This window comes from Leptospira adleri (assembly GCF_002811985.1).
Lineage (GTDB): Bacteria > Spirochaetota > Leptospiria > Leptospirales > Leptospiraceae > Leptospira > Leptospira adleri.
Map to the genome: position 1 here is coordinate 76,308 of NZ_NPDU01000011.1, position 12,270 is coordinate 88,577.

Consider the following 12,270-nt stretch of genomic DNA (forward strand, 5'->3'; position numbering starts at 1 on the left):
AACAACAGTATTTTTACGGAAAAGCAAGAATTCTATGAAATGCCTTATTACGGGAGCCGCTGGATTTGTTGGTGTTTACCTTCTGAAAGAGCTAAAGGATTCTTATTCGGATTTTTTGGGGATCGGAATTCTTCCCGGACCGAACGTTGAGGACGATCCCGAACTTCCAAAAACATATCGTTCTACAATTTGCGATATTCGAAACGGAAATCAGGTTCGGGAAATCATTCAAGAATTTTCACCGGACGCAGTATTTCATCTTGCGGCACAACCTTTCGTTCCGCGTGCAATCGAAGATCCGGTTGAAACTTTGGAGATCAACGTTCAAGGAACGTTGAACATCTTGGAAGCCCTTCGAGGCATGAAAAAGAAAGTTCGTTTTGTTTATATTTCCTCTTCCGATATTTACGGTAACGTTTCCGAGTCGGATCTTCCGGTTTCGGAATCTGTGATTCCTGCCCCGCTCAATCCTTATTCTTCCTCCAAATCCTGCGCGGAAATTTATTGTCTTCAGTATCATCGTTGGGTCCCTGAGATCGAAGTGGTCATAGCCCGACCTTTCAATCACACCGGTCCGAGACAGAGTTTAAACTTTGTAATTCCGAATTTTTGCGCCCAAGTTTTGAAATCCGCCAAACAACCCGAAGGTGAAAGAAAGATTTTCGTCGGTGATCTTTCTTCTACACGGGACTTTCTCGACGTGCGCGACGTTGTACACGCCTATCGGGTTCTTTGCGAAAAAGGAAAACCGGGCGAGATCTACAACATCTGTTCCGGTAAAGAAGTTATAATTCGGGAAGTTCTGGATCAGATCATTGCCGCATCCGGAAAACAAATTCCGGTGGAAGTGGATCCTTCCCGTTTTCGCGCGGCGGAGATGAGGCGTTTGTCCGGAAATAATCTTAAACTTCAGAAGTTGGGTTGGGTTCCCAGGTTCGGCTTAGCGGATACGATTCACGACGTATATCATTGGGTCGGAACGCAAGTTTAAGAATTCAGAAAATTCTTCTTACATATAAAATTTTTAGAATCGAATCCGTTTCGCATAACGCAATGGATGTTTTGCGCGTTTAAACTTCGTTTTCCGAATTCCCATTGAAAATCGGATTTCGATTTCCAAGATGAAAACCGTTTCCTTGTTCTTCGTTTCGAATTCCTTTTTAACTCTTAAGAAAATTCAAAGTCGATTTTTTTTGTTTCAGGCGACGAAAGAAGAATTTTCCAAAAAACTTCCGCTCGATACAAAAAGAATTTAGAGCACGGATCCTTTCCAGGTTTTGATCCCGCTTCCTTCGATCGGAAAAGGATCTCCCAAATATTTAGGATTCGTTTTGAACAGATTCATATCCACCCACGCAAGCGTGCGCGCGAAAAATTCGCGGATACGACTGAAAGGGCCGCTCGTATAAATTCTTCGATCCGCTTCGAACGCCTGGAATTTGAGTCCGATTTTGTTTGCGAGAAACGCCGCTCTCGGTTGATAAACTCTCTGACTTACGAAGATAAGATCTTTTACTTGAAAGATTTCCTTCGCACGAACAAGCGTGTCTAACGTTCTAAAGCCGGCGTGGTCGACGAATATGTCCCTTTCATTCACTTCGTTTTTAAGAATGTAGAGAAGCATCGGTTTCACTTCGTTGTAATAGATAGAACCGTTGTCTCCTGAGAGAAGAATTTTGCGCACTTTTCCCTGGTGATACAATTCCAAGGCGCAATCCAATCGATCCTTCAAAACGGGAGAAGGTTCGTTTTTGTAAACCGAGGCGCCGGGAACTACGGCGACGGTTGCCGGTCTTGCGGATCTGTGATTTTGAAATCGTTCGGTATGAAGATACAATTCTTCAAAACTGAAATCGATCGCAATCGGAGCGGCGACGAGAAGGAACAGGACGAACCCGGCCCAGACGTAAAATTTGGGTTTTTTCAAGAATTTAAAACGAAACACGGAGGAGCGATCCGTCAAAATCAGGAAGGTTTTTTTAGGGCCTTACAAGCCAAATTCAAAAGGAAAACCCTTTTTTTCTTTCCAACGAACCGGAGCCGGCAAAAATTTTCGAAACAGGAAACAAACCTTTGCGCTACGGGTCTTATATTTTGAGCAAATACCTCATGAATCTCCTGAATTCAATTGTCAGAATGACCGTCGCCGGTTGCTTTCTTGCGCCGGCGGTTATTTTTTCCCAGGAACTGATGGGGCTTCGCTCCGGTACGGATTCCAATACTTCGGCTCCGGTTCGACAGTTGGCGCCGATCCGCCAGCTTAGAAGTTTCGGATTGGTATTCGGAAACGTGGATACGGTTCGGGAAAGATTTGCGCTTTCGGAACAACAGTTGGACGAGATTTCAAGAATTAACGAAAAGCACAAACAGGCGCATTTTCGCTGGCTTCAAAAAATTTCTCCGATCGAAATCGAACTTGAAGGTTTATTGATGGAGCCTAACGTCGATTTAACGAAGATCAGAAAACTTTTGATCGAGATCGGAAGATATACCACCGAAATCCGAATCAATCAGATTTCTCACCGCCTTGCTATAGAAAAAATATTAACGCAGGATCAAAAATCCAAAATCAAAGAGCCTTCTACTCGCCAAGAAAACGGATTCCCAGTGAATCTTTTTTCTCCGGAAAGAATTATACTACCAATACAGGGAATCCTACACTGAGGTATCCATGGACCAGAAAGAATTTACCGAGCTAATCGATTCTACAAAACATATCGTTTTGTCCGCGATTAAGAAAAACTTATTCGAAGAATTTCACGACTCGATCGACGACGTCGTTCAGGAAACTTATTTCCGAGCCTACAAAAGTCTTTCCGCGAACAAGTTTCGCGGAGATTCGGCTGTGAGCACTTGGCTTTATACGATCGCCAGAAACGAATCTCTGAGAATGAACCAAAAACGTTCCAGACAAACCGCGCTTGCGAGCAAGCTGAAAGAGAAAGTGATTCAAGATCATTCCATTCAAGAGAAGGAAGCCGCGTCGGCGAGTTTTACCGATTTTGAATTGAAAGATCTTTTGGCGATGCTACCATGGAAATATAAATCCGTGCTGAGTCTGGTTGGAGAAGGATACAAAGAACAACAGATTGCGGAGAAACTCAGTATTCCAGAGGGAACGGTTAAGTCGCGCGCCTTTCGGGGAAAACAGATGTTGAAAAAGATATTCGTTGAAAAGTGAGAGATAGGAAAAATACAACATGAAATCGAACGGATTCGAAAAAGAAATTTCAGACAGACTCTGTAGTAAGGTTTGGAGTTCTAAAATCTGTGATGGAGTTTATAAAAAACGCAAATGGAAGATGATTCAATTGGCGTTGATCACATTTTTATCCGCGTTTTTTTCGAGTTCCATAGTATGGCTGGCATTTTTTGAGACGGATGAAAACAGTATCGCTCGAAACGAACTGCATTCCTGGGTTCAGGAGCAAATTCACGGAACGACCGCGGAAGCGGAATCGAAGGTGAAGACCACATTCTTCAAAGAGGAAGAATCTGCCGCGACGCCCGTATCTTTGGATGTGGATACTTTGATCGAGGCCTCCCTAGATCGAAGATGATTCTTAAAAGAAAAAGAATACGGTCGAAGTGATCGCGACCCCGATCGTATTCTTTTTTCCCGTCGGAAATAAATTGCGGTTGAAAAAATTTTAGAAATCCTCTTATTCGTAAAATATAAATAAAAAGTAATATAAGAATTTTATTCTTTTGTTAAAAGTGTCTCGGCTGGAGTCCGGTTCGATCCGGAAAAAATCAAACTTGGAGAATCCAATGTTTTCTTTAAACTCCAGTCTTTCCCCGAAAAAAGACTCACAAAAAATCAAATCCCCTCCCGGTTCTTACGGCTTTTTCGCGCTTCGTCATCTTTATAGAATGCGGAGAGACATTATCGGATTCTTTCAAGATATGAGAAAGAAACACGGAGACGTCGTTTTATTCGGAATCCGCAAAACGAGAATTTTTATGATTCAAAGTCCGGAGGACATCCGTCACGTTCTTCAGGAAAATAGCGGCAACTATCATAAGAGCGTCTTTTATATCGAACTCAAGAGAATTTTGGGAAAGGGACTCCTTACTTCCGAAGGTGATTTCTGGAAAAAACAGAGAAGGCTCATTCAACCCGCCTTTCATCGTCAAAGAATTTCAGAATTCACCCAGATCATGGCTGAAGAAACTCAGAACATTTTTCGAGAATGGGAATCCAGACAAAAGAACGGAACTCTCAGAGTCGATCTTTCCGAAGAGATGATGAAACTTACTTTTGCGATCGTTGGAAAAACTCTCTTCCGCTCCGATGTGAAAGAATATTCGGAAATCATAGCGAAGAACGTAGAAATCGCGATGCAGGAAGTAACCAAACGTTTGACGATGGTCTTTCCTCCTCCGATTCACTGGCCTCTTCCCGGAAATCGAAGGCTGAGAAAATCGATCGAATCGATGAACGAAGTCATCTACGAGCTGATCGAGCAAAGGAGAAAAAATCCTTCGAATGATTTGATCAGTATGCTTTTGGAAATTCAGGACGAGGAAACCGGCGAGGAGATGAGTGTGGAACAGGTTCGAGACGAAGCGATCACACTTTTACTCGCCGGACACGAGACGACTGCGAACGCGCTCACTTGGGCGTTTCATCTTCTGTCAAATCATCCTGAAATCTTTGCCAAACTCAAAGCAGAAGCGAAGAATGTTTTGGGAGATAAAATTCCTTCGTTGGAAGACGTCGGATCCTTGACTTATTCTAGAATGGTTTTGGAAGAATCGATGCGTTTGTTCCCGCCGGCTTGGACCGTGGAACGATCCGCCCTCGGTTGGGACGAGGTCGGCGGTTACAAAGTTCCTCCCGGAACAAACGTTTCGATTTGTATTTATACGATTCACAGAGATCCGCGTTTTTGGAAAGATCCGGAAAAATTCTGGCCCGAAAGATTTTCCGAGGAAAATTCAAAAGATCGTCCGAAATATGCTTACATCCCGTTTGGCGGCGGTCCGAGGATTTGTATCGGAAACGTATTCGCGATGACCGAAGGAATTCTTATCTTAAGCATGATCGCAAGAAAATACGATCTGAAACCGGTTCCTGGACATAAAGTCGAAATGGAACCTTTAGTCACATTAAGACCCAAATACGGAATGTTGATGGATCTGCTTTCCACTTGACCTATACTTCCCCGGAATAGACTCTTTATTTGGAGTCTGTTCCATGGAAAAGGAAATCCGCAAACGACTAGATCAAGTAAAGGAAAAGGGTCACCAAAGACTCACAGTACTATTGATTCCTCATGGATTCGATAAATCGTTCCATTTTCAAATATCGGTTTTTACGATCTTCTTCTTATTCAGTCTTTTGGTTTCGATTTTAGGAATCGCCGTGTTCGGGATCGTAAAATACAATAATACCAGAAAACAAATCAACGCGTTGGCGCAGGTTTACGGTAAATACTTCGACGAATACATCGAATATTCCGAACAGCTGGAAGGAGTACAGGATGATTTTCTTGCCCTTACCGAAAGTCTGGAAGAGATCTATTCTCTTGTCGACGGACAAAGGGATGAAATGCTCAAACTTCCGGACGAAGCCGATATCGAATCGATCGCTCTCGCAGAATTAAAAACGGAAGAATCGGCCGATAAGGATTTGATGCTGGGAAGAAGTTATCTTTCGGAAATTTACGGTTATCGGACCGCGAGAGTTTATATGGATAAACAACGTCCGCTGATGGATAGCGTTTACGACTTTCTCAATTCAAGATACGATATCATGGACGCGCTTCCTTTCGGTGAGCCTCTTTATTCTTACAACTTAACTTCTTATTTCGGAACAAGGCGTTCGCCTACGACCGGTTATATGGAATATCACGACGGTATCGATCTTGCGAACGTACCGGGAACTCCTATTTATGCGACCGGAAACGGCAGGGTTCATCGAGTGATCTATTCCAATCGGGGTTATGGAAATCATATCGTCATACAACATGCGAACGGTTATTTTTCTCTTTTCGGACATTGTACTAGGATTTTCGTAAAAGACGGACAACAGATTCGAAAGGGAAATTTGATCGCGACCGTAGGATCGACCGGAAACGTAACCGGCCCGCATTTACACTACGAAGTTTGGCTTGGAGAATCCAATCGTACCGATCCGATGGAATTTTTAAAAGTCCCGGTTTATTAAACCCGTATTCGATTCGATATGGCTAAGAAAAAAGAGACCGCGGGCAACTCTCTTTCCGAAAAAGAGGCTCAGAAAGAAATAGCCAAGTTGATGGATGAAATCCGCGTTCATCAGCATTCTTACTACGTAAAAAATAACGCGACGATTTCCGATTTCGAATTTGATAAACTCTTTCGTAGATTGCAGGATCTTGAGGAGCAATTTCCGCAGTTAAAAGATCCAGCGAGTCCGACTCTGATCGTAGGTTCGGACTTGGATAAAGATTTCGAAAAGTTTCAGCATAAACTTCCCGTTCTTTCTTTGATCAATACTTACAACGACGACGAACTTTTGGATTGGGTAAACAAAACCGATCCGGAAGGAGTTTACTCCGTAGAATGGAAAATCGACGGAGCGTCTATCGTATTATATTATGAAAATGGAATATTGCAGAATGGGGTTACAAGGGGTTCGGGCGGAATCGGAGACGACGTAACCGATAATATACGAACGATCAGAAATATTCCTTTACGTTTGCCGAACTCCGCGAGCGTATATTTGCGGGGAGAAGTTTTTATGACTTATAAAGACTTCGAAGAATTCAACGAGCTTTCCTCGGGTAAATACGCAAATCCCCGAAATCTCGCGGCGGGATCCATTAAACAAAAGAATTCATCCGATACGGCAAAACGTCCTCTGAGAATTTTCACTTACGACGCTACCTTTCCGAACGAAACAAAAAAACTGAAAACTCATCAAGAAATTCTTTCCCAACTTGAAAAATTAAAATTCCCTTTGGCGCCTGATACTGTTTACGTTACCGGCTCGAAGATCGCTAAGACGATCAAGGACTTTAAAAATAAAAAAGAAAGTATAGGTTTTCCTACGGACGGGCTCGTGATTAAACTCAACGATATTTCTAAAAGGGATGCATTGGGTTATACTTCTCATTCTCCGCGTTGGGCCCGCGCGTATAAATTCGACGCGGTGATGAAGGAAAGTAAGATCGTAGACATCACATACGCCGTCGGACGCACCGGAAAAATTACTCCGAGAGCGGAAATCGAACCCGTGAGCCTCGCCGGAACAACCGTGACGTTTGCCACTTTACACAATCAAGATTATATCGACGAGCTCGGAGTCGGAATCGGCGCAATCGTAAGAGTCGCCAAAAGAGGAGAAATCATTCCGGCGGTGGAAGAAGTTGTGACGCCGGGGAAGGACGTTTTTAAGATTCCGGATTGTTGCCCATCGTGTAAAACGAAAACGATCAAGAAGGACGGCTTGGTCGATTTGTTTTGTCCGAACTCGGATTGTCCAGATCGAGTGAAGAACGGCATTATCTTTTTTTGTCAGAGAAAACAAATGGACATCGAAGGACTCGGAGACAAACAGATCGAATTCTTATACGACCACGATTACATCCGGTCCATCGCGGATCTTTACGATCTGAAAGATAAAAAAGAAAAACTCATGGAGGAAGAAGGTTTCGGAGAGAAGAGCGTTTCCATCATTCTCAAAGGAATCGAAGAATCCAAACTGAAAGACTTTCGATTCGTTCTTCCATCGATCGGTCTTCCCGAAATCGGCCATAAGGTGACTGAGTTATTGATCGAACACGGAGTCGATTCGATGGATCAAATTCTGAAAATTTCAAAGGATTCAAAGAAGATCGATTCTCTTTTGGAAATTCCCGGAATCGGGCCTTCCACGGTTCAGGCCTTTGGAGAAAATTTCGGAGATAAGAAAATTCTAAAGTTGATCGAAAGGTTGAAAAAAGCCGGACTCAAGATGAAAGCGGATCCGGTAAAAGTCGCCGATCGTCAGCCTTTCGCCGGGCAATCTTGGTGTGTGACCGGTTCTTTTGAAAATTTTCAACCGAGAGATAAGGCCATGGACCTGATCGTTTATTACGGCGGAAGAAAGGTGAGCGCCGTGAGTTCTAAAACGACTCATCTTTTGGCCGGTCCAGGTGCGGGATCTAAATTAGAAAAAGCGAATGAACTTGGAATTACCGTCTTTGACGAAAGTCAATTTTTGGATTTTCTGAAATCTCAGGGAATCGATTTCAAAAGTCCGATCTAATCCGATATTGCGCTTATATTTTTCCTACCAGAATCCGAATTCTTAAAACTATATTCTCTGAATCCTTAAAAAACCTCTTCTGAGATTGAATCGAATTTCAAATCGGAATTTTTCGTTCCGAATCGAAGTGATAAAGAATTTTCGGCTTTCGATATTTTTCTTCGATTTATACAGATCCAATTCCGGTCTTCAGAGGATTTCATCTTGGATTGGTAAAATATTTGTGATTTATCGAAAACCAACAAAAGTCGGTTTTGGTTTTTAGATGTAATAACGCTTTTATTGAAAATGAACATTCGTTTATTATGTTTCAATTTAATCGAGTTTCACAAAAAGAACTTGATAGGCTGACTTCGATTTCTATTCTTTCTGCCGAAGAGAATATTCTATCGTCGAGGGAACGATTTTGGAGACTGATTTTAAATACTTATACGATCTTTTGGAAAGCTCAGCACGACGTTTTCCTAACAAAGAAACTTTTTGCAAGCGGACTCCGAACGGAATTCAGGGAAGAACCTTTTCCACCGTCAAAGACCAAGTCGATGAAATGACCGCCGGTCTGATTGCGGAAGGAATTACGAAAGAAGATAAAATCGTTTTTCTTTGCGATTCAAGTGTGAACTGGTTTATGGCCGACTTGTCGATTATCAGTTCCGGCGCGGTCTGCGTTCCGAGAGGGACTGACGTCGTCGACGAGGATATTCTTTACATCGTCAATCATTCGGAAAGCAGATATGCGGTGGTTCAGAAAGACAAAGACAAGGAAAGGCTTGTTCAGCTGGCTTCTCAAATTCCCGGTATCAAAAAAGTTTTTGTTTTAGAAGACGATAAAGGAGAATTAAGATCCGGACCGGATAGCGTTTTGAGTTTGATTCATTCCGGAAGAGAGTTTCTTAAAACTAATCCGAATGTGGTTCGAGATCGTTTGAAAGAAAAATCTCCGGATGAACTCGCAACTTTGATCTACACTTCAGGTACAACGGGCGCTCCCAAGGGAGTGATGCTCAATCAAACAGGATGGATTTCCGCGGTCGAAAAGGTGATCGGTTTCGCGGGTTTGACTTCTGAAGATTCGGGAGTCAGCCTCCTTCCTCCTTGGCACGCGTTCGAAAGGGCGATAGAATATTGTACGGTTGCACTCGGGGTAACATTCTTAATTTCTAATATTACGTCTTTAAAAGACGATCTCAGGGATTTTCGTCCGACGTTGTTCCCTTCCGTCCCGAGAATCTGGGAATCTCTTTACAACGGAATTATGGCGAAGGTTTCCAAAGAATCCGCATTCAAACGATCTCTGTTTCATTTCTTTCTGAAGATCGGAATGATCTGGTCGCTTAATAAATCGATCCTTTTCGGTTATGATTTTCAAATCGAAAAACCTTCCTTTTTTAAAGAATCGGCGAGAAGACTGGTCGCCTTTTTTAAATTAACGTTTCTTTCTCCGCTTAAACTTTTGGCGATTTTTATCTTTTCCTCAGTCCATAAAGCGTTAGGCGGAAGACTGAGAGTTTCCGTTTCCGCAGGAAGCGCACTTCCGAGCGTAGTCGATAAATTCTTATCCGCGATCGGATTGATCGTCTTGGAAGGTTATGGAATGACGGAAACTTCCGCGGTAACGTCGATTCGAAAACCGAAAAAGCCTTCTTCCGGAACGGTCGGAATTCCCGTTGAAGGCTACGAATACCGTTTGAAGGACGATGCAGGAAATCCGATTCCGAAAGGAAGTCCGAAAAAAGGAACTCTCTGGCTCAAATCCAAACAGATTCTTATGGGTTATTATAAACGTCCCGAACTCAACGAGGTCGTCTTTGATAAGGACGGTTTTTTTGATACGGGCGACATCATGCGCGTAAATTATCGCGGGGAACTTTCATTCGCCGGTCGAGCCAAAGATACGATCGTTCTCGCTGGCGGTGAGAATATAGAACCCGTTCCGATCGAGGATCAGCTTCTTAATTCTCCATTTATCAATCAGGTGATGGTGACGGGTCACGAAAGCAAACATCTTGTTGTTTTAATTGTGCCTGATTTTGATAGAATGAAAACGGAGATCGAAGGAATTCCCGATGATCCCAAAGAGTGGAATCAAAATCCAAAGGTGCGTGAAGTTTTTAAGAAAGAAATTTCATCAAGAATTTCTCGTAAAGGCGGATTTAAGGCTTTTGAATTGATTCCGCAAAACGCTTTTTATATCGTGCCTAGGCCGTTCGATCCGGATAAAGAAATGACTCGGACTTTGAAAATGAAGCGGAACGAAATATTAGAGAATTTTAAAAAAGAAGTAACGGAGTTAACAAAATAAAATGTTGTTCTTAAATCCATATTTAGATAGTGAAGACAGAGATTTTTATATCACGGTTAAGGAATTTGCAAAGGAGAAAGCCCTTCCTACCGTTGAACAAAGAGACGAAGACTGTACGTGGGACGACGAACTCTGGAAAGAAATGGGAAGTATGGGATTGCTTGGAATTCCTCTTCCGGAACAATACGGAGGGCAGGGAGGAACTTGCTTTCAGTGTTGTCTCGCGCAAGAAGCGTTTAACGCAGGTTCGTTGGACTCCGGTTTCGGACTTTCATGGGGCGCCCACATGATCATCGGAACTCTTCCGATTCTTTTTCAAGGAACGGAAGCTCAGAAAAATAAATACTTACCGAAGCTGGCTTCCGGCGAATGGATCGCAGGTCTCGGTTTGACCGAACCTGATTCGGGATCGGACGCCGCCGGTATGAGAACATTCGCCGAAAAAACTCAAGGAGGTTTTATTCTCAACGGAAGCAAGATGTACATCACGAACGGCCCGATCGGACAAGTTTTTATCGTGATGGCTCGAACAACGAAGTCCCGCGGCCCGATGGGAGTTTCGGCGTTTATCGTAGAATCCAATATGAAAGGATTTCGAGTTTCTAAGGTTCTAAAAAAATTGGGTCATAATACTTCCACAACGGCGGAGCTTTCCTTTGAGGATATGTTCGTTCCCGAAGACAATTTACTCGGTCCTCTCAATTCCGGTTTTTTAAGAATTGGAAAAGCGACGCTGGAATGGGAAAGAACCGTTCTTCTTGCGGCTTTGATGGGGGGAATGGAATATTCCGTAGAGAGTTGTCTGCAATACGCTTGGAATCGGCATCAGTTCGGAAAACCGATTTTGTCCTTCTTTGCAATGAAGGAAAAGATTGCGAGAACTTGGGTTTATCTCTGCGCTGCAAGAAGAGTCATCTACTTTGTCGCACGCAAAAAGGATTCGGAACCTGATGTAAGTCTTCCGATGGAAAGCTCGATCGTAAAAGTTTACGCTTCCGAAGTTTGCGAGGAAGTCGCGTCCGATGCGGTTCAAATTTTCGGCGGAATGGGATATATGAGAGAAGTTCCCGTTAGTCGCCTTTTCAGAGACGTAAAACTCGGGACCATTGGCGGCGGAACTTCCGAAGTGCAAAGAAGTATCATTTCCGCAAGCTACGGCGGTTACGATAAGTTTAAGAATATCATAGAGAGTGCAGTTTCGGAAGAAACCCGAATCGCTTCCTCGAAAAAAATCAAAGACACCCCGGTGGCAATACTGATCGAAAAGCTGGATAAACTCATTCAAACGGTGGGAGACAATCCTGAAAGAAAAAAAAGACAACCGTTTGAATTCGGTTTTGCGGATCTTTTGACTTTGACCACGATTCTTAAATTGAGCGTTTGGGATTTGATCGAAGACAGCAACCACTATAAGATTTCCGATAAAGAAAGAGACATTCAGATTCTTGCATATTATTTGACCGCTCGTTATATCCGTGGAATCGGTTACTTGAAAGAATTGGATGAGCGAGGTGTTGATGAATTCCTAAAAGCCTTCGGAGACTTGAAAGTTCCGGAGAAAGAAATCGAAAATTGTATCGAATTCTTAAAAGAAGGAATTTTAGGCGCCGCGGCGGTTTCCGCGTAATCCACGGAGAATTTGGAATGTATCAAAAAGGGAAATCTTACGAAGAAATACGAATCGGCGATAAGGCGAGTTTTTCGAAAACGATTACGGAAACCGACATTTATC

At 43.0% G+C, this 12,270-nt stretch carries 10 protein-coding genes; 9 read left to right on the forward strand and 1 reads right to left on the reverse strand.

Annotation, left to right across the window (positions count from 1 at the left end):
* Positions 1-34: 34 nt before the first annotated feature.
* A complete protein-coding gene (locus tag CH376_RS06145) occupies positions 35-991 on the forward strand; it encodes a GDP-mannose 4,6-dehydratase (protein ID WP_100788022.1) in 957 nt (318 codons plus the stop codon).
* A 261-nt stretch (positions 992-1,252) separates the two neighbouring features.
* On the opposite strand, the gene CH376_RS06150 is transcribed toward CH376_RS06145, so the two are convergent.
* On the reverse strand, positions 1,253-1,945 hold the full coding sequence (locus CH376_RS06150; protein ID WP_100788023.1) for a SanA/YdcF family protein: 693 nt from the start codon (positions 1,943-1,945) through the stop codon (positions 1,253-1,255).
* Positions 1,946-2,109: 164 nt separating this feature from the next.
* Here CH376_RS06150 and CH376_RS06155 point away from each other — a divergent pair, with 164 nt between their 5' ends.
* The 8 genes from CH376_RS06155 to CH376_RS06195 all read left to right on the forward strand — a co-directional run bounded on the left by CH376_RS06155 (position 2,110) and on the right by CH376_RS06195 (position 12,165).
* The gene (locus CH376_RS06155; RefSeq protein ID WP_100788024.1) at positions 2,110-2,664 is read left to right on the forward strand and encodes a Spy/CpxP family protein refolding chaperone; all 555 of its coding nucleotides are present in this window, start codon (positions 2,110-2,112) and stop codon (positions 2,662-2,664) included.
* Positions 2,665-2,671: 7 nt separating this feature from the next.
* Positions 2,672-3,181 (forward strand): RNA polymerase sigma factor, encoded by a 510-nt coding sequence (locus CH376_RS06160; protein WP_069605840.1) that lies wholly within the window; start codon positions 2,672-2,674, stop codon positions 3,179-3,181.
* Between the two features lie 19 nt (positions 3,182-3,200).
* Entirely contained in the window at positions 3,201-3,560 is a 360-nt protein-coding gene (locus CH376_RS06165; RefSeq protein ID WP_100788010.1) for a hypothetical protein, read from the forward strand.
* A gap of 211 nt (positions 3,561-3,771) precedes the next feature.
* Positions 3,772-5,157 carry a cytochrome P450 gene (locus CH376_RS06170; protein WP_100788025.1) on the forward strand — a complete coding sequence of 462 codons (1,386 nt, stop codon included), beginning with the start codon at positions 3,772-3,774 and terminating at the stop codon, positions 5,155-5,157.
* A 43-nt stretch (positions 5,158-5,200) separates the two neighbouring features.
* Positions 5,201-6,172: a M23 family metallopeptidase gene (locus CH376_RS06175; RefSeq protein ID WP_100788011.1), complete on the forward strand. Its 972-nt coding sequence runs from the start codon at positions 5,201-5,203 to the stop codon at positions 6,170-6,172.
* A gap of 18 nt (positions 6,173-6,190) precedes the next feature.
* Entirely contained in the window at positions 6,191-8,236 is a 2,046-nt protein-coding gene (gene ligA, locus CH376_RS06180; RefSeq protein WP_100788012.1) for an NAD-dependent DNA ligase LigA, read from the forward strand.
* Positions 8,237-8,642: 406 nt separating this feature from the next.
* Complete coding sequence (locus CH376_RS06190; protein WP_100788014.1) at positions 8,643-10,538, forward strand: AMP-dependent synthetase/ligase; 1,896 nt, start codon at positions 8,643-8,645, stop codon at positions 10,536-10,538.
* Between the two features lies 1 nt (position 10,539).
* Entirely contained in the window at positions 10,540-12,165 is a 1,626-nt protein-coding gene (locus CH376_RS06195) for an acyl-CoA dehydrogenase family protein (RefSeq protein WP_100788015.1), read from the forward strand.
* Positions 12,166-12,270 lie beyond the last annotated feature (105 nt).

Coding starts and splice junctions, on each gene's coding strand:
- CH376_RS06145 (WP_100788022.1), top strand. CDS start 35: ATGAAATGCCTTATTACGGGAGCCGCTGGATTTGTTGGTGTTTACCTT.
- CH376_RS06170 (WP_100788025.1), top strand. CDS start 3,772: ATGTTTTCTTTAAACTCCAGTCTTTCCCCGAAAAAAGACTCACAAAAA.
- CH376_RS06160 (WP_069605840.1), top strand. CDS start 2,672: ATGGACCAGAAAGAATTTACCGAGCTAATCGATTCTACAAAACATATC.
- CH376_RS06155 (WP_100788024.1), top strand. CDS start 2,110: ATGAATCTCCTGAATTCAATTGTCAGAATGACCGTCGCCGGTTGCTTT.
- CH376_RS06165 (WP_100788010.1), top strand. CDS start 3,201: ATGAAATCGAACGGATTCGAAAAAGAAATTTCAGACAGACTCTGTAGT.
- ligA (WP_100788012.1), top strand. CDS start 6,191: ATGGCTAAGAAAAAAGAGACCGCGGGCAACTCTCTTTCCGAAAAAGAG.
- CH376_RS06195 (WP_100788015.1), top strand. CDS start 10,540: ATGTTGTTCTTAAATCCATATTTAGATAGTGAAGACAGAGATTTTTAT.
- CH376_RS06175 (WP_100788011.1), top strand. CDS start 5,201: ATGGAAAAGGAAATCCGCAAACGACTAGATCAAGTAAAGGAAAAGGGT.